Origin of the sequence: Rhizobium nepotum 39/7, from assembly GCF_000949865.1 — a bacterium.
Lineage (GTDB): Bacteria > Pseudomonadota > Alphaproteobacteria > Rhizobiales > Rhizobiaceae > Agrobacterium > Agrobacterium nepotum.
On the sequence record NZ_JWJH01000007.1, the window covers coordinates 183,199 to 199,316 of the forward strand.

13 protein-coding genes and 2 riboswitches are annotated in these 16,118 nt (G+C 59.4%); of the genes, 10 read left to right on the forward strand and 3 right to left on the reverse strand.

Annotated elements, in window-relative coordinates:
• Positions 1 to 55 precede the first annotated feature (55 nt).
• The 5 genes from pyc to RS75_RS09105 all read left to right on the forward strand — a co-directional run bounded on the left by pyc (position 56) and on the right by RS75_RS09105 (position 7,806).
• Positions 56 to 3,517: a pyruvate carboxylase gene (gene pyc / locus RS75_RS09085; protein ID WP_045019467.1), complete on the forward strand. Its 3,462-nt coding sequence runs from the start codon at positions 56 to 58 to the stop codon at positions 3,515 to 3,517.
• Positions 3,518 to 3,702: 185 nt separating this feature from the next.
• Positions 3,703 to 4,503, forward strand: coding sequence for a DeoR/GlpR family DNA-binding transcription regulator (locus RS75_RS09090; protein WP_045019469.1), 801 nt, complete (start codon positions 3,703 to 3,705; stop codon positions 4,501 to 4,503).
• Between the two features lie 12 nt (positions 4,504 to 4,515).
• Complete coding sequence (locus RS75_RS09095; RefSeq protein WP_045019471.1) at positions 4,516 to 5,706, forward strand: MFS transporter; 1,191 nt, start codon at positions 4,516 to 4,518, stop codon at positions 5,704 to 5,706.
• Between the two features lie 120 nt (positions 5,707 to 5,826).
• Complete coding sequence (ispG, locus tag RS75_RS09100) at positions 5,827 to 7,077, forward strand: flavodoxin-dependent (E)-4-hydroxy-3-methylbut-2-enyl-diphosphate synthase (protein ID WP_045019473.1); 1,251 nt, start codon at positions 5,827 to 5,829, stop codon at positions 7,075 to 7,077.
• Between the two features lie 66 nt (positions 7,078 to 7,143).
• Positions 7,144 to 7,806, forward strand: a complete 663-nt coding sequence (locus RS75_RS09105) for an OmpA family protein (RefSeq protein ID WP_045019475.1) — start codon at positions 7,144 to 7,146, stop codon at positions 7,804 to 7,806.
• Between the two features lie 33 nt (positions 7,807 to 7,839).
• Here the strand turns inward: RS75_RS09105 and RS75_RS09110 are convergent, their stop codons facing one another.
• Positions 7,840 to 8,754: a polyprenyl synthetase family protein gene (locus tag RS75_RS09110; protein WP_045019850.1), complete on the reverse strand. Its 915-nt coding sequence runs from the start codon at positions 8,752 to 8,754 to the stop codon at positions 7,840 to 7,842.
• Positions 8,755 to 8,989: 235 nt separating this feature from the next.
• Here RS75_RS09110 and mtgA point away from each other — a divergent pair, with 235 nt between their 5' ends.
• Positions 8,990 to 9,637 carry a monofunctional biosynthetic peptidoglycan transglycosylase gene (gene mtgA, locus RS75_RS09115; protein WP_234704239.1) on the forward strand — a complete coding sequence of 216 codons (648 nt, stop codon included), beginning with the start codon at positions 8,990 to 8,992 and terminating at the stop codon, positions 9,635 to 9,637.
• 15 nt (positions 9,638 to 9,652) lie between these two features.
• On the opposite strand, the gene RS75_RS09120 is transcribed toward mtgA, so the two are convergent.
• Together RS75_RS09120 and metA are read right to left on the reverse strand one after the other, a co-directional pair.
• Positions 9,653 to 10,672, reverse strand: a complete 1,020-nt coding sequence (locus RS75_RS09120; RefSeq protein ID WP_045019477.1) for an aldose epimerase family protein — start codon at positions 10,670 to 10,672, stop codon at positions 9,653 to 9,655.
• Between the two features lie 75 nt (positions 10,673 to 10,747).
• Positions 10,748 to 11,674: a homoserine O-acetyltransferase MetA gene (metA, locus tag RS75_RS09125; RefSeq protein WP_045019479.1), complete on the reverse strand. Its 927-nt coding sequence runs from the start codon at positions 11,672 to 11,674 to the stop codon at positions 10,748 to 10,750.
• A gap of 82 nt (positions 11,675 to 11,756) precedes the next feature.
• Positions 11,757 to 11,833, reverse strand: a riboswitch (SAM riboswitch).
• A gap of 90 nt (positions 11,834 to 11,923) precedes the next feature.
• Here metA and RS75_RS09130 point away from each other — a divergent pair.
• The 4 genes from RS75_RS09130 (at position 11,924) to thiB (ending at position 16,101) form a co-directional block, all read left to right on the forward strand.
• Positions 11,924 to 12,577: a thiamine diphosphokinase gene (locus tag RS75_RS09130; RefSeq protein ID WP_045019481.1), complete on the forward strand. Its 654-nt coding sequence runs from the start codon at positions 11,924 to 11,926 to the stop codon at positions 12,575 to 12,577.
• Positions 12,578 to 12,581: 4 nt separating this feature from the next.
• Positions 12,582 to 14,408 carry an ABC-F family ATP-binding cassette domain-containing protein gene (locus RS75_RS09135; protein ID WP_045019484.1) on the forward strand — a complete coding sequence of 609 codons (1,827 nt, stop codon included), beginning with the start codon at positions 12,582 to 12,584 and terminating at the stop codon, positions 14,406 to 14,408.
• A 92-nt stretch (positions 14,409 to 14,500) separates the two neighbouring features.
• Complete coding sequence (locus RS75_RS09140) at positions 14,501 to 14,893, forward strand: VOC family protein (protein ID WP_045019485.1); 393 nt, start codon at positions 14,501 to 14,503, stop codon at positions 14,891 to 14,893.
• A gap of 44 nt (positions 14,894 to 14,937) precedes the next feature.
• Positions 14,938 to 15,048, forward strand: a riboswitch (TPP riboswitch).
• A 39-nt stretch (positions 15,049 to 15,087) separates the two neighbouring features.
• Positions 15,088 to 16,101: a thiamine ABC transporter substrate binding subunit gene (gene thiB / locus RS75_RS09145; protein ID WP_045019488.1), complete on the forward strand. Its 1,014-nt coding sequence runs from the start codon at positions 15,088 to 15,090 to the stop codon at positions 16,099 to 16,101.
• Positions 16,102 to 16,118 lie beyond the last annotated feature (17 nt).

The window sequence follows — 16,118 nt, forward strand, 5'->3', positions numbered from 1 at the left end:
ACTGCTTAATTCCGCAGTGCAGCAGAAATTGTGTTTGGCGTGTGGGGAGACCGTCTTGAAAATATCGAAAATACTTGTTGCCAACCGCTCCGAAATAGCGATCCGAGTGTTCCGGGCAGCCAATGAGCTGGGAATAAAAACCGTCGCGATTTGGGCGGAAGAGGACAAGCTGTCTTTGCACCGCTTCAAGGCGGACGAAAGTTATCAGGTCGGCAGGGGTCCGCATCTCGCCAAGGATATGGGACCGATCGAGAGTTATCTTTCGATCGAGGAGGTTATCCGGGTGGCCAGGCTTTCGGGAGCAGACGCGATCCATCCCGGCTATGGCCTCTTGTCCGAGAGCCCTGAATTCGTAGAGGCCTGCAACAAGGCGGGCATCACTTTCATCGGACCGACGGCCGATACGATGCGCCAGCTCGGCAACAAGGTCGCCGCCCGCAATCTGGCGATCTCGGTCAATGTTCCGGTGGTGCCGGCGACCGATCCGCTGCCGGACGATATGGCGCAGGTCGAGCGCATGGCGGAAGAGATCGGTTATCCGGTGATGCTGAAGGCCTCCTGGGGCGGCGGCGGTCGCGGCATGCGCGCCATCCGCAAAAAGGAGGATCTGGCGCGTGAGGTGACAGAGGCCAAGCGCGAGGCGAAGGCCGCTTTCGGCAAGGACGAGGTCTATCTCGAAAAGCTGCTCGAGCGCGCCCGCCACGTCGAGAGCCAGGTTCTTGGTGATACACACGGCAATGTCGTGCATCTGTTCGAGCGCGATTGTTCGATCCAGCGCCGCAATCAAAAGGTAGTCGAGCGCGCGCCGGCACCCTATCTGAGTGAAGCGCAGCGTCAGGAGCTGGCAGCCTATTCCCTGAAGATCGCAGCTGCGACCAATTACATCGGTGCCGGCACGGTCGAATATCTGATGGATGTCGATACCGGCAAATTCTACTTCATCGAGGTCAATCCACGCATTCAGGTGGAGCATACCGTCACCGAGGTCGTGACCGGCATCGATATCGTCAAGGCGCAAATCCATATTCTGGAAGGGGCTGCCATCGGCACGGCGGAATCCGGTGTGCCGCGCCAAGAGGATATCCGCCTCAACGGCCATGCGCTGCAGTGCCGCATCACCACGGAAGACCCGGAACACAACTTCATTCCCGACTACGGCCGGATAACGGCTTACCGCTCGGCTTCCGGTTTCGGTATTCGTCTCGATGGCGGCACGTCCTATTCGGGAGCGATCATCACCCGGTATTACGATCCGCTGCTCGTCAAGGTGACCGCTTGGGCGCCGCAGCCGGACGAGGCGATTGCCCGCATGGACCGTGCGCTACGCGAGTTCCGTATCCGCGGCGTTGCGACCAACCTGACCTTCCTCGAAGCCATCATCGGGCATTCGAGTTTCCGCAACAACACCTACACGACCCGCTTCATCGATTCGACGCCGGAATTGTTCGCGCAGGTCAAACGGCAGGACCGGGCCACAAAGCTGCTCACCTATCTCGCCGATGTGACGGTGAACGGCCACCCGGAGACCAAAGGCCGCGTGAAGCCGCCGGCAAATGCCGCAAAGCCGGTGGTTCCTTATATCGACGCGCCGACGCCTGATGGTACCAAGCAATTGCTCGACAGGCTGGGGCCGAAGGGCTTTTCCGACTGGATGCGCAACGAAAAGCGGGTGCTGGTGACTGATACGACGATGCGCGACGGCCATCAGTCGCTGCTGGCCACGCGCATGCGCACCCACGACATTGCCGGGGTGGCGAGCGTTTACGCCAAGGCATTGCCGCAGCTTCTTTCGTTGGAATGCTGGGGTGGCGCTACCTTCGACGTGTCCATGCGCTTCCTGACGGAAGACCCGTGGGAGCGCTTAGCGCAGATCCGTGAAGGCGCGCCGAACCTGCTTCTGCAAATGCTGCTGCGTGGTGCAAACGGTGTCGGCTACAAGAACTATCCCGACAATGTCGTGAAATATTTCGTCCGTCAGGCCGCAAGGGGCGGCATCGACCTGTTCCGTGTGTTCGACTGCCTCAACTGGGTGGAGAATATGCGGGTCTCGATGGATGCGATCGCGGAGGAGAACAAGCTCTGCGAAGCGGCCATCTGCTACACGGGCGATATCCTCAATTCGGCCCGTCCAAAATACGATCTGAAATATTACACCAACCTCGCCGCCGAGCTGGAACGTGCAGGCGCCAATATCATCGCCGTCAAGGACATGGCGGGGCTTTTGAAGCCTGCCGCCGCCAAGGTGCTGTTCAAGGCGCTGCGGGAGGCGACCAGCCTGCCGATCCATTTCCACAACCATGACACATCCGGCATCGCGGCTGCGACCGTGCTTGCCGCCGTCGATGCGGGCGTGGATGCCGTGGATGCTGCGATGGACGCGCTTTCGGGCAACACGTCCCAGCCGTGCCTCGGCTCCATCGTCGAGGCGCTGGCCGGATCGGAACGCGATACCGGTCTCAATACCGAATGGATCCGTCGCATCTCCTTCTACTGGGAGGCGGCGCGCAATCAGTATGCGGCCTTCGAAAGCGATCTCAAGGGACCGGCTTCGGAAGTCTATCTGCATGAAATGCCCGGCGGTCAGTTCACCAACCTCAAGGAACAGGCCCGCTCGCTCGGTCTAGAGAGCCGCTGGCACGAGGTGGCGCAGGCCTATGCCGATGCCAACCGGATGTTCGGCGATATCGTCAAGGTTACGCCGTCCTCCAAGGTCGTCGGCGACATGGCGCTGATGATGGTCAGCCAGGATCTGACCGTTGCCGATGTCGAAAACCCTGATCGTGAAGTGTCTTTCCCGGACTCGGTGGTTTCGATGTTGAAGGGCGATCTTGGACAGTCGCCCGGCGGCTGGCCCGAAGCCCTGCAGAAAAAAGCGCTGAAGGGCGAAGCGCCCTACACCGTGCGTCCCGGCTCGTTGCTGCCGGATGCCGATCTCGGTGCGGAAAGAAAGGCGATCGAAACCAAGCTCGAGCGCTCCGTGAACGACTTCGAATTCGCGTCCTATCTGATGTATCCGAAGGTGTTCACCGATTTCGCGCTCACCGCCGAGACCTATGGTCCGGTCTCAGTCCTGCCCACCCATGCCTATTTCTACGGCATGGAGGATGGCGAGGAGCTGTTTGCCGATATCGAACGCGGCAAGACGCTGGTCATCGTCAATCAGGCCTCATCCGGCACTGACGATAAGGGCATGGTGACGGTGTTTTTCGAGATCAACGGTCAGCCGCGCCGCATCAAGGTGCCGGATCGCGCCCATGGCGCCTCCGGTTCCGCCGTGCGTCGCAAGGCGGAACTTGGCAACGGTACGCACATCGGCGCGCCGATGCCGGGCGTCATCTCCCGCGTCTTCATCAATCAGGGCCAGGAGGTCAAGGCCGGTGACGTGCTCTTGTCCATCGAGGCCATGAAGATGGAAACCGCGCTTCATGCGGAGCGCGATGGCAAGGTTTCCGAAGTGCTGGTCAAACCCGGTGACCAGATCGACGCGAAGGACCTGCTGATCGCCTACGCCGAATAAAAAGGCGTACTGGATCTTCGGATACGAGTTCAGACGCCCGCCTTTTTGGCGGGCGTTGCCATTGATGACGACCGTCTATCACCCTCGACAATGCCCGCCCTTGGCGGGCTTTTTTTGTTGTGCCTTTCCTAAAACTCACGTATGCATGTTCGTGCACGTTTATTCATGTTTATGCATGGACCACGATGAACGACCATTTTGTCAGCGAGCGGCAAGCGCTCATCCTTGCGCAATTGCGGCAGAGCGGCCGGGTACTCGCGCAGGATCTCGCGCAGAACTTCGGAGTTTCTGAAGACACTGTCCGCCGGGATCTGCGGGAAATGGCGGCGCGTGGGGAATGCCTGCGGGTTTATGGCGGGGCGTTGCTTTCCGGCAGCAAAACGGTGCCACTGAAGACGCGGATTACCGAGGATGCCGACCGCAAGGCCTCCCTGGCGCGCGCGGCCGTTCCGCTGCTGGAGCCGGGCATGGTCGTCTTCATCGATGCCGGCTCCACCAATCTTGCCATTGCAAGGGCGATCCCTGTCGGTCTCAGATTGACTGTGGTGACGAATACGCCTGCCATCGCCGCAGAACTGACGGGGCGGGCCGATATCGATCTGGTGCTGATCGGCGGCAAGGTCGATCCGGCTGTCGGCGCGGCAATCGACGCCATGGCGTTACGGCAACTCGAATTGATGCGGCCTGATCTCTGTATTCTCGGTGTTTGCGGCGTCGCCGCCGATACTGGCCTGTCGGCGGATGTTTTCGAGGATGCGGTGTTCAAGCGGCTTGCATGCAGCGCCAGCCAGCGGATCGTTGCCGCCATTACCACGGAAAAGCTGGGCCATAAGGCGGCCTTTCACGTGCATGATTTTTCGCCGCCCCTTTTCCTGGTGCTGGAACAGGATGCCGACCGTGCATTGGTCGAAGCGCTGTCGGCAAAAGGCGTGCATGTTCAGTGCGGCGAAGATGACGCTGCTCAATTTTCCCACGGTCAAGTCTGAAGGATATTACCGATGAACGGCCCCACGACATTTTCGCCGACAGGCACGCGCTCGTCCTATCTGACGCGGCACAGGCTTGGCGTGTCCCTGCTGTTTTTGATGAACGGTTTCATGATGGGATCGTGGGCTCCCAAGATCCCGGAATTTGCGGCGCGCTTATCCCTCAGTGAAAGTGCGCTCGGCCTGATCATTCTGGTTTTCGGCATCGGTTCGCTGGTTTTCATGCCCATCGCCGGCTCCCAGATCGCCCGGTTCGGCTCGCGCACGGTTAGCCTCGTGACGGCGGCGATCTTTTTGCCGACACTGCTTTTCATCTCCTGGGCCGGCACGATCTGGGCGGGAGTGATCGCAGTTTTCCTGTTCGGCGGACTGACGGGGGCGATGGATGTTGCCATGAACGCCAATGCGGTGGCGGTAGAGCGTGACATGCGCCGCGCCATAATGTCGTCGTGCCATGCCTTCTGGAGCCTCGGCGGCCTGATCGGCGCCGGTCTCGGCGGTTATCTCATCACGGCGATCGGCGTGCAGGGGCATGCGATCGCGCTGACGGTCATCGCGCTGGTATTGCTGGTTATTGCGTGGCCGCGCGTTCTTGCGGATCGCCCGCATGCCGAGGAGGAGCGCCCGAAAGGCGGCCTGCCGCTGACGCCCCTGCCGTGGATTATCGGCCTGATGGCTCTGTTTTCTATGATTCCGGAAGGTGCGATCCTCGATTGGGGTGCTCTTTATCTGCGCAACGAACTCGGCGCTTCCGTCTCGCAGTCCGGTTTCGCCTTCGCTGCCTTTTCCATGACCATGGCGGCCATGCGTTTTGCCGGCGATCTGGTGCGCGACCGGTTCGGCGCGGTCAATACGCTGCGATTCTGCTCCGTCATGTCGATTGCGGGTCTTCTGATTTCCGGTCTTGCGGGAAATTCTACCGTCGTGATTATCGGTTTCGCCATTGCCGGCATCGGTATTTCCAACATGGTGCCGATCGCCTTTTCGGCGGCAGGCAATATGCCCGGACTGGCGCCCGGCATCGGCCTGTCGGTCGTCACTACCATGGGCTATTCCGGCATTTTGGTGGCGCCCTCGGCCATCGGCTTCATTGCCGAACATACCGGCCTTGCCAGCGTCTTTGTCGCTTTGCCGTTGCTGCATGTGGTGGTTTTGCTGCTTTCGCGGCTCGCCCGGCATGCGGATGGTGCGGGCAAGGAATAGGCGTCTCGAATTTTGCCATGATTGCGGTAAAGTAGAAGCTCTTATGCGTTGGGTGTTGACAAGCAGGCCCCCTTGTTTCACCTCAATTACCAGACCTTGCCGCAAGCTCCAGAGACCGCCATGACGTCACACGCCGATTACGATCCAAAGCCCCGCCGCGCATCCGTCGCCGTCGACGTGGGCGGCGTCATAGTGGGCGGCGGCGCGCCTGTCGTCGTGCAATCGATGACGAATACCGACACGGCCGATATCGATGCCACCGTGCAGCAGGTGGCGGCACTCTTCCAGGCCGGTTCGGAAATGGTGCGCATCACCGTCGACCGCGACGAGAGCGCTGCCGCCGTGCCGAAAATCCGCGAGCGACTGCTGCGTCTTGGCATGGACGTGCCGCTGATCGGCGATTTCCATTATATCGGCCACAAGCTTCTGGCCGATCATCCGGCCTGTGCCGAGGCGCTGGCGAAATACCGCATCAATCCCGGCAATGTCGGCTTCAAGGACAAGAAGGACAAGCAGTTCGGCGAGATCGTCGAAATGGCGATCCGTTATGACAAGCCGGTTCGCATCGGCGTCAACTGGGGGTCGCTCGATCAGGAACTGCTGACGACGCTGATGGACAAGAACAAGGAGGAGGGGTTCCCGCTCTCCGCCCGTCAGGTCACCCGCGAAGCCATCGTCCAGTCGGCGCTGATTTCCGCCGAGCTTGCCGAAGAAATCGGCCTGCCACGCAACCGCATCATTCTTTCGGCGAAAGTCAGCCAAGTGCAGGACCTGATTGCGGTTTATTCGATGCTGTCGGAACGGTCCGACCACGCTTTGCATCTTGGTCTTACCGAGGCCGGCATGGGTTCCAAGGGCATCGTCGCATCGTCTGCCGCCATGGGTTACGTGCTGCAGCACGGCATCGGCGACACGATCCGTGTGTCGCTGACACCGGAGCCGAACGGAGACCGCACCCGTGAGGTGCAGGTGGCGCAGGAATTGCTGCAGGTCATGGGTTTTCGCCAGTTCATTCCGGTCGTTGCGGCATGTCCTGGCTGTGGGCGCACCACGTCCACCGTCTTCCAGGAACTTGCGCAGAACATCCAGAACGACATTCGCAAGAACATGCCGCTCTGGCGGGAAAAATATCCCGGCGTCGAGGCGCTCAATGTCGCCGTCATGGGCTGCATCGTTAATGGCCCCGGCGAAAGCAAACATGCCGATATCGGCATTTCGCTGCCCGGTACCGGCGAAAGCCCAGCCGCACCGATCTTCATCGATGGAGAGAAGGCGCTTACCCTGCGTGGTCCCAACATCGCCGCCGATTTTGAAGCGCTTGTGATCGATTACATCGAAAAGCGTTTTGGCCGGAAAGATGCGGCGGAGTAAAAACTACCGTGAAAATGCCGGAATTCCACTGTCATACCGCCTGAACCTTTCGGAGCACCAAAACACATGATCAAAAAAATCGCGATCGTTGCCCTTTGCGGGACCTATCTTTCCGCCTGCACCACGACCGATCCCTATACGGGTGAGCAGAAGATGTCGAACACGGCCGGCGGTGCTGGCATCGGCGCTGTCGTCGGCGCTCTCGGTGGTCTGGCTGTCGGCGGCTCGCCGGTCGGTCGCCGCAACGCCGCGCTCATCGGCGCCGGCGTTGGTGCGCTCGCCGGTGGCGCCATCGGCAACTATATGGATGGCCAGGAGTCCGAGCTTCGCGCCCAGCTTCAGGGAACCGGCGTTTCCGTCAGCCGCCGTGGCGACAGCATCGTTCTCAACATGCCGTCGAATATCACCTTCGCGACGGATCAGGATCAGGTTATTCCGCCGTTCTACCAGACGCTCGATTCCGTCGGCATCGTGCTGAACAAGTTCAACCGCACGCTGATCGACATCAACGGCCATACCGATTCCACCGGCAGCCAGCAGCACAATCAGGCGCTTTCGGAGCGTCGTGCGGCGTCTGTTGCAAACTATCTCGGCGCACGCGGCGTCGACCAGCGCCGTATCTCGACGCTCGGCTTCGGTGCCTCGCAGCCGATTGCCTCGAATGCCTCATCTGATGGCCGCGCACAGAACCGTCGTGTCGAAGTGTTGATTTCGCCGCTCAAGGGCTGATCAGGCTGAAAAACGATGAGCCGGGAAACCGGCTCAGCTTTTCCGTTCTGCGATAAATCTTGCGGCCGCGATGAGAATCGCGGCCTTTTCGCCATAGGGCTCCAGAAGTTCGCTGGCTTCGGTCACCTGTTCCTGAAGCTTGCCGCGCGCCCAGTCTTCACCGCGCAACGCGACCAGCGTTCCCTTGCCGCGTGCGGCATCCTTGCCGGTCGCCTTGCCCATGGTGGCGGCGTCTGCCGTCAGATCCAGAAGATCGTCGGCAAGCTGGAAGGCGAGGCCGATCTTTTCGCCGAAGAGACGCAATTTTTGCCGTTCGGAAACATCGCTGCCGGCGATGATCGCTCCCGCCTCGCAGGCGAAACGCAGCAGAGCGCCGGTTTTCATAGCCTGCAATGTAACAATGCCTGTCTCATCCGGCGTCTTCTTTTCCGCTGCAAGATCGAGCGCCTGCCCGCCTGCCATACCACCAATGCCCGCCGCACGGGCAAGCGCCAGCACGAGTGCTGCCTTGCGCTCGGCTTCGAGGGGATTTTCGTCCGAAGCGATAATATCGAAGGCCAGTGTCAGCAGGCTGTCGCCTGCAAGAATCGCGGTCGCCTCATCGAATTTGCGGTGCACTGTTGGTTGGCCACGGCGCAGATCGTCGTCGTCCATGGCCGGCAGATCGTCATGGACCAGAGAGTAACAATGCAGGCATTCCAGCGCGGCACCGACATAAAGAGCTGCTTCGGCGTCTCCGCCGGTGAGGGCCGTGCTTTCGATGACGAGGAAGGGCCGCAGGCGTTTGCCGCCGTTCAGCACACCATGGCGCATGGCGTCGAGCAGGTTTTGCGGACGCGTGATCTCGTCCACGCGTTCCTCTGCGGACAGCAGGCGGGCAAGCAGGGATTCGGTCTTTGCCGCGTTATCGCGCAGCCTCGTTTCGAAATTCGTCATCTGAGCGTCCATGCCGCGCTCTTTGGCATGCTGCACGAATGCAGGCAAACCTTTTCGTGATTCGCAGCTGCAACTGCTTGACCGGACTCGCCTTGAAGGCGGCAATGGAATATGAAAGGCTTCGATTGGTGCGGGGCTTTGACGAATATTGAGCAGTACGCCTGAAAGCGACGCAGATTACGCCGTGCTGGCGGAAGACCGGAGCAGTCCGAAGGTGGATTTTCGCACGTTGGCAAAGCGTATCGTCATGACCTTGCTGGCATTGCTGATCCTGCCTTATCTGTTGATCCCGGTTTATGCGCTGCCGTTCTTCCGGCCTGTCTCGACGCTGATGCTTGCCGATCTGGTGACCCTGCAGGGCTATGACCGCCGCTGGGTGCCGCTCGAGGATATTTCTCCGCGCCTTGTGCAATCCGTGATGATGTCCGAGGACGGGCAATTCTGTTTCCATGGCGGCGTCGACTGGAACCAGATGCAATCGGTCGTCAGCAATGCGCTGGAGGGGGCCTCCACCCGTGGCGCCAGCACCATTCCGATGCAGACGGCCAAGAACCTGTTTTTATGGAACGGCCGCTCGTTCTTACGCAAGGGGCTGGAGTTGCCGCTGGCGGTCGCGGCGGATTTCATCTGGTCCAAGAAGCGTATGATGGAAATTTATCTCAACGTTGCCGAATGGGGACCGGGCATTTACGGCATCGAGGCCGCCGCGCAGCACCATTTCAAGGTGCCGGCTGCAAAACTCAGTTCCCGTCAGGCGGCGCTGCTTGCCGTTTCCCTGCCCAATCCCATTGACCGTGTCGCCAGCAAGCCGGGGCGCGGTCTCCAACGTCTCGCTGGTCTTATCGAACGGCGTGCACGCGCCTCCGGCGGCTATGTCGGCTGCGTGCTTGACTGATATCTGCCTGCGGCTTCAGCCTTTTCTAAAAATGTAGTCGGTTTCCTGACGCAGGGTCTCGCCGGGACGCAGGATCGCGTATGGGAAATCGGGGTGATTGACGGCGTCCGGCCATATCTGCGTTTCCAGACAAAAACCGGCGAACGGGCCATAGTGGCGGCCATCGAGGCCGGGGACCGGAACGTCCAGCTTGAAGGCCGAGTAGAGCTGCACGCCGGGCTCGGTGGTATGAACCTCAAGGGCGATACCGGAGGCCGGCGAATAGGCGCGGGCGACCTTGCGTTTTGCCCGGCGCTCGGGCGAAAGGCAGAAATTATGGTCGTATAGAACCTGCTCGCCATCCTCTTCCCGCCGCATCGGCGTCGGCTGGCGCAAATCGAAGACGGTGCCTTCGACAGAACGAATTTCGCCTGTCGGTATCTGTCTGTCGTTGGTCGGCAGGTAAAAGTCAGCGGCGATGCTGATCTCATGTCCAAGGGCGGTATCTGCGCCGTCGAGATTGAAATAGGAGTGCTGGCAGACATTGGCGATGGTCGGTTTGTCGGTCACCGTTTCATAGACCACCGAAAGCACGCCGCCGTCGAGGATGGTATAGGTGGCGGTAACCGTGCAATTGCCGGGGTAACCGGCGCGGCCGTCGGGATCGATGATCTGCAGGACCGCATGGCTTTCGCCATGTTCCATCAGCATCCAGTTGCGTTTGCCCATGCCGTCGCTGCCGCCGTGTAGGTGGGTGACGCCTTTTTCGTTCAGTTCCAGCTGATATTCGTGTCCGTCGATCGAGAACCTGCCGTCACCGATGCGGTTGGCATTGCGGCCGGGCGTGGCGCCGAAATAGGAGGAGTATTTGTAGTCCTCGAATTTATCGAAGCCGAGAACGAGCGGCGACTGGTGGCCCTCAAGGCGCAGATCCTGAATGACCGCGCCCCAGGTGATGACTTTGGCCGTCAGCCCGCCTTTCGAGATGGTGACGCGCTCGACCTTTTCTCCGGTCGCCGTGAAACCGAAATTCTCCCGTGCCGCCGCATCGCTCATTCCATCATTCTCCCGATTTTCGTGAATTGCCGGGCGGACGTTGCGTCATTTTCCGGCAATTCGCAATCCCGCAATTTAAGCGGCCAGTTCACCGATGGCTTGAGGATCATAGGGTGTCGTCTGGTATATCTCGTTGATCCAGTTACCGAAAAACAAATGGGCATGGCTGCGCCAGCGGTTGAGTGGCGCCAGTTCCGGGTCATTATGTGGAAAATAATCATGCGGCAGCTTGATTGGAACACCGGCGTTCACGTCGCGGAAATATTCATCCGAAAGTGAGGTCGAATCATATTCGACATGGTTGAACATATAGAGCCGGTTGCCCTTTTTCTCATGCGCCAGACACACGCCCATTTCCTCGGATTCCATCAGGATTTCCAGCTCGGGGTGTTTTTCGATGTCGGCGCGGCGCACTTCCGTCCAGCGCGAGACAGGAACCTGAAAATCGTCCGAAAAACCGTTCAGGTAGATGGAAGAGGGGCAGAGATTACGGTGGCGATAGACCCCGAAAGCCTTTTCCTTCAACTCGTATTTCGGCACGCCATGAAAATGGTAGATGGCGGCCATCGCGCCCCAGCAGACGTTCAGCGTCGAATGGACGTTGGTCTGCGTCCAGTCGAAAATCTTTTGCATCTCCTCCCAGTAGGTGACGTCTTCATAGTCCAGCATCTCGATAGGCGCGCCGGTGATGATGAAGCCGTCGAACTTGCGGTGGCGCACTTCCTCCCAGGTCTCGTAGAAGGAGAGAAGGTGTTCTTCCGGCGTGTTCTTGGCACGATGTCCGCCGATGCGGATCAGCGAAAATTCCACCTGCAGCGGCGATGCACCGACGAGGCGCGCCATCTGTACTTCCGTCTTGATCTTGTTCGGCATGAGATTGAGAAGCCCGATCTGGAGCGGGCGGATATCCTGCCGGATGGCCGCCGTTTCGGTCATGACCCGCACGCCCTCATGAACGAGGGTTTCGTAAGCGGGAAGCGTATCGGGAATCTTGATCGGCATGTCGAACTCTCTTTTCGGATGACGTAAAGAACGTTGCGAAAACAAAAAAACCGGCAGCGAAATCGCAGCCGGTCCCAGGAAATTGCCTTTTTCCTCGACCCTTTAGCGACTTCTTTAAAGTGGCTGCAAGCCGGTCGGCAAATCACCACTGAGGCGTTTCATAATCCCGAAGCCGAGGAAAATCAATATCGGCTGATTTCATCGGGTTTCTGCCTTTCCATTTTTGGCTGAGGTGCGATAAGGCAGGGCATGAATACAGAACGCTTCACCATTCTGCTTGGCGGCGATGTCACCGTTACCGACCGCCTGAAAGCGGCGGTTGCGGGTAGCCGTGTGATCGCGGCCGATGGCGGCATGCGCCATGCCGCACCGCTTGGCCTTACGCCGGAGCTTTGGGTGGGAGATTTCGATTCCACCGGTAAAGACCTGCTGGATGCCTGGCCAGATGTGGTGCGGCAGCCTTACCCGGCCGCAAAGGCCGTGACGGATGGCGAGATCGCAGTGTCGGAGGCTGTTGCCCGCGGCGCGCGTTCTCTGGTGCTCGTCGGTGCGCTCGGTGGAGCGAGAAGCGACCATGCGCTTCAGCATCTTCTTTATGCGGTGACGCTTGCCGAACGCGGTCTGGAAGTTACGCTGACGTCAGGTGAAGAGGAGGCCCGTCCGCTGCTCGCCGGTTCGTTTGATCTCGATCTACCGCCCGCTTCGCTGTTTTCCGTTGCCGGGTTTACCGACCTTGCGGGGCTCGATATCGGCAATGTGCGCTATCCTCTCAGTGATTTCGCGCTTGCTTTCGGTTCGTCCCGCACTATTTCCAATGTCGCGAATGGCGGCCTTGTGCATTTTTCGCTGAAAAGCGGCAAAGCCATCGTGCTCGCCCGCCCTTATGATCTGACCGGAGCCTGACGCCTTGGCACCCCCAATTTTGAAACTCGACGACATCAAGCTGACTTTCGGCGTGACCCCGCTGCTCGACGGCGCCAATCTTCAGGTGGAACCGGGCGACCGTATCTGCCTCGTCGGGCGCAACGGCTCGGGCAAATCGACCCTGATGAAGATCGCGGCCGGTCTGGTCGAGGCGCAATCGGGTGAGGTTTTCCGTCACCCCTCTGCTACCATCCGTTATTTGGAACAGGCGCCGGATTTCGCCGATTACGACACGGTGCAGGCCTATGCAGAAGCGGGGCTCGGGCCTGGCGACGATGCCTATCGTGTTACCTATCTTCTCGAGCATCTCGGTTTGACGGGGCAGGAGCATCCGGACAGTCTTTCCGGCGGTGAAGCGCGGCGTGCGGCCCTTGCCCGCGTCATGGCGCCCGAACCCGATATTCTGATGCTGGACGAGCCGACCAACCATCTGGACCTGCCCACCATCGAATGGCTTGAAAGCGAGTTGCAGCAGACGCGCAGCGCGCTGGTGCTGATTTCGCATGACCGGCGTTTTCTGGAGAAGGTTTCGACCTCGACAGTATGGCTGGATCGCGGCCAGTCCCGCCGTCTCAACCGCGGTTTTGCGCATTTCGAGGAATGGCGCGACAAGGTGCTGGAAGAGGAAGAGCTGGAGCAGCATAAGCTCGGCAAGGCCATCGAGCGCGAAGAACACTGGATGCGTTACGGCGTGACCGCGAGACGCAAGCGCAACATGCGCCGCGTGGGCGAGCTTCAGGCGATGCGCGCGGATTATCGCGGCCACAAAGGACCGCAGGGCAGCGTGCAGGCGACGGCTGCGGAGGTGCGGGAATCCGGCAAGCTGGTCATCGAGGCAGACGCCATCACCAAGTCTTACGGCGAGCGTGTGATCATCGCGCCGTTTTCGCTGCGGGTGCATCGTGGCGATTGTATCGGCCTCGTCGGACCGAATGGTGCCGGAAAGACTACGCTTTTGAAGATGCTGACCGGCCAGCTTCAGCCCGATAGCGGCACGGTGAAGCTCGGCACCAATCTGGAGATCGCGACGCTCGACCAGAAGCGTGAGGATCTCAATCCAAACGATACGCTCGCCCATTATCTGACCGATGGGCGGGGCGACAATCTGCTGGTCAATGGCGAGCTGAAACATGTGACGGGTTACATGAAGGACTTCCTGTTCCAGCCGGAACAGGCCCGCACACCAATCCGCAACCTCTCCGGTGGGGAGCGTGCCCGTCTTATTCTGGCGCGTATTCTGGCAAGGCCGACCAACCTTTTGATCCTCGACGAGCCGACCAACGATCTCGATATCGAAACGCTCGATCTGTTGCAGGAAATCGTCGCGGGTTTTTCCGGCACGGTCATCCTCGTCAGCCACGACCGCGATTTTCTCGACCGTACCGTCACCTCCACCATCGCGCCTACCAATCCGGACCAACCAGACGGACGCTGGATCGAATATGCCGGCGGTTATTCGGATATGATGGCGCAGCGCAAGGGTGCTGCGGAAGAGAAACGCAAAGCCGAGAAGCAGGAAAAGGCAAAGGCCGCACCTTCGGCTTCCGCGTCGCAGGACCCTTCAAAGGCCAAGGGCAAGCTTTCCTTCAAGCAGAAATTCGCGCTCGAAAATCTTCCGAAGGAGATGGAAAAGACGCAAGGCGAGATCGCCAAGCGTGAGGAGCGCATGGCCGATCCCAATCTGTTCACCAGAGATCCGGCTACCTTCAACATGCTGGCGAAGGAAATGACGAAGCTGCGCGAAAAGCTCGAGACCATGGAAGAAGAATGGCTGGAGCTGGAGATGCTGCGCGAGGAAATTGAAGGCTGACGGCGGTTGCGATTTCTTGACTGGGGCCTCATCCGCCTTTGACAGGGAGATGGAATTGCCGTTTTCTGTGCCGGTTCGGAGGAGTTCAGAAAATGCGCATGATCTTCGTCAATCTGCCCGTCAAGAATATCGAGACATCCAGAAGCTTCTTCACGGCGCTCGGTTTCAGCTTCAATCCGGAATATTCGGATGATCGCACGCTCTGCATGATCGTCGAAGAGAACATCTTCGTGATGCTTCTTCAGGAAGAGCGTTTTCGCGATTTCATCAATGGTGATATCGCCGACGCGACGCGCAGCACCGAGGTTTTGACCTGTCTCACTGCGGCAAGCCGCGAGGAAATCGACCGGATGATCGAAACGGCGCTGGCCTCCGGTGGCAGCGGCTGGAAACCCGTTCAGGATCACGGCTTCATGTATGCCGGCAGTTTTCAGGATCCCGACGGTCACGTCTGGGAACTGGTGCATATGGCAGCGCTGGGCTGACGGCAGCCATCTTGCCAATCTGAAGCGGCGCGATTACATCTCGTTTTGATCTAACGGGGTGTCTTTCGTATGTTTATGCGAAAGGCTGAGAGGCTTGCCAACCCGAAGAACCTGATCCGGTTCATACCGGCGGAGGGATTAGACGGCTTCAAGGCAAGCGGCTATTTCCCTTTTCGTTTTTTGAGGAGATACCCGTGCGCCGTCGTCTTTTCCTGAATTCCCTTGTTGCCGCTTCGCTGTTTTTGCCCGGTCTTGCCGCTGCGCAGGACAGGCAAGAACTGACCGTCTACACCTATGAAAGCTTCGTTTCCGAATGGGGTCCGGGCCCCAAGGTGAAGGAGGCTTTCGAGAAGGTGTGCGATTGTACGGTCAACTTCGTTGGTGTGGCGGACGGTGTGGCGCTGCTCAACCGTCTGAAGCTTGAAGGGACGGGGTCCAAGGCGGATGTCGTGGTCGGTCTCGACACCAACCTTGTCGCGGAAGCAAAGCAGACCGGTCTTTTCGATATCAGCGGTATCGATGCATCGGCGGCCAAGGTGCCCGGCAATTATAAGGACGATGTTTTCGTACCCTATGATTACGGTCATTTCGCCGTCATCTATGATACGCAGACGGTGAAGAACCCGCCGACCAGCCTGAAGGACCTCGTGGAAGGCGACCCCTCGCAGAAAATCGCCATTCAGGACCCGCGCACTTCCACGCCGGGGCTTGGCCTGCTGCTGTGGGTGAAATCCGTTTACGGCGACAAGGCGCCGGAAGCCTGGGCGAAGCTCAGGAAGCGCATTCTCACCGTCACGCCGGGCTGGTCGGAATCCTACGGCCTCTTTACCAAGGGTGAGGTACCGATGGTGCTCTCCTACACCACGTCGCCGGCCTATCACATGGTCTCGGAAAAGACGGATCGTTATCAGGCTGCGGCTTTCTCTGAAGGACATTACATCCAGATCGAGGTGTCCGGCCTTCTCAAAAATGCACCGCATAAGGAGCTGGCGAAACAGTTTCTGGCCTTCACGCTGACATCAGGTTTTCAGGATGCCATTCCGGAAAACAACTGGATGATGCCGGTTGCGGCAACGTCGAAGCCCTTGCCGGAGGCGTTTTCCAAACTCGTCGTGCCGCAGAAGACCTTTCTGATGGACCCGGAGGAGGTGGCGATGAACCGCAAGGCATGGATCGATGAATGGCTTGCGGCCATGAGCATGAATTGAGGAAGAGGCACACCCGC

Excerpts from the sequence above, each read along its gene's own strand:
- RS75_RS09120 (WP_045019477.1), bottom strand. The coding sequence starts at position 10,672 with ATGAGCGATGCGGCGGCACGGGAGAATTTCGGTTTCACGGCGACCGGA.
- mtgA (WP_234704239.1), top strand. The coding sequence starts at position 8,990 with ATGACCTTGCTGGCATTGCTGATCCTGCCTTATCTGTTGATCCCGGTT.
- RS75_RS09140 (WP_045019485.1), top strand. The coding sequence starts at position 14,501 with ATGCGCATGATCTTCGTCAATCTGCCCGTCAAGAATATCGAGACATCC.
- ispG (WP_045019473.1), top strand. The coding sequence starts at position 5,827 with ATGACGTCACACGCCGATTACGATCCAAAGCCCCGCCGCGCATCCGTC.
- RS75_RS09095 (WP_045019471.1), top strand. The coding sequence starts at position 4,516 with ATGAACGGCCCCACGACATTTTCGCCGACAGGCACGCGCTCGTCCTAT.
- metA (WP_045019479.1), bottom strand. The coding sequence starts at position 11,674 with ATGCCGATCAAGATTCCCGATACGCTTCCCGCTTACGAAACCCTCGTT.
- RS75_RS09130 (WP_045019481.1), top strand. The coding sequence starts at position 11,924 with ATGAATACAGAACGCTTCACCATTCTGCTTGGCGGCGATGTCACCGTT.
- RS75_RS09105 (WP_045019475.1), top strand. The coding sequence starts at position 7,144 with ATGATCAAAAAAATCGCGATCGTTGCCCTTTGCGGGACCTATCTTTCC.
- RS75_RS09110 (WP_045019850.1), bottom strand. The coding sequence starts at position 8,754 with ATGGACGCTCAGATGACGAATTTCGAAACGAGGCTGCGCGATAACGCG.
- RS75_RS09090 (WP_045019469.1), top strand. The coding sequence starts at position 3,703 with ATGAACGACCATTTTGTCAGCGAGCGGCAAGCGCTCATCCTTGCGCAA.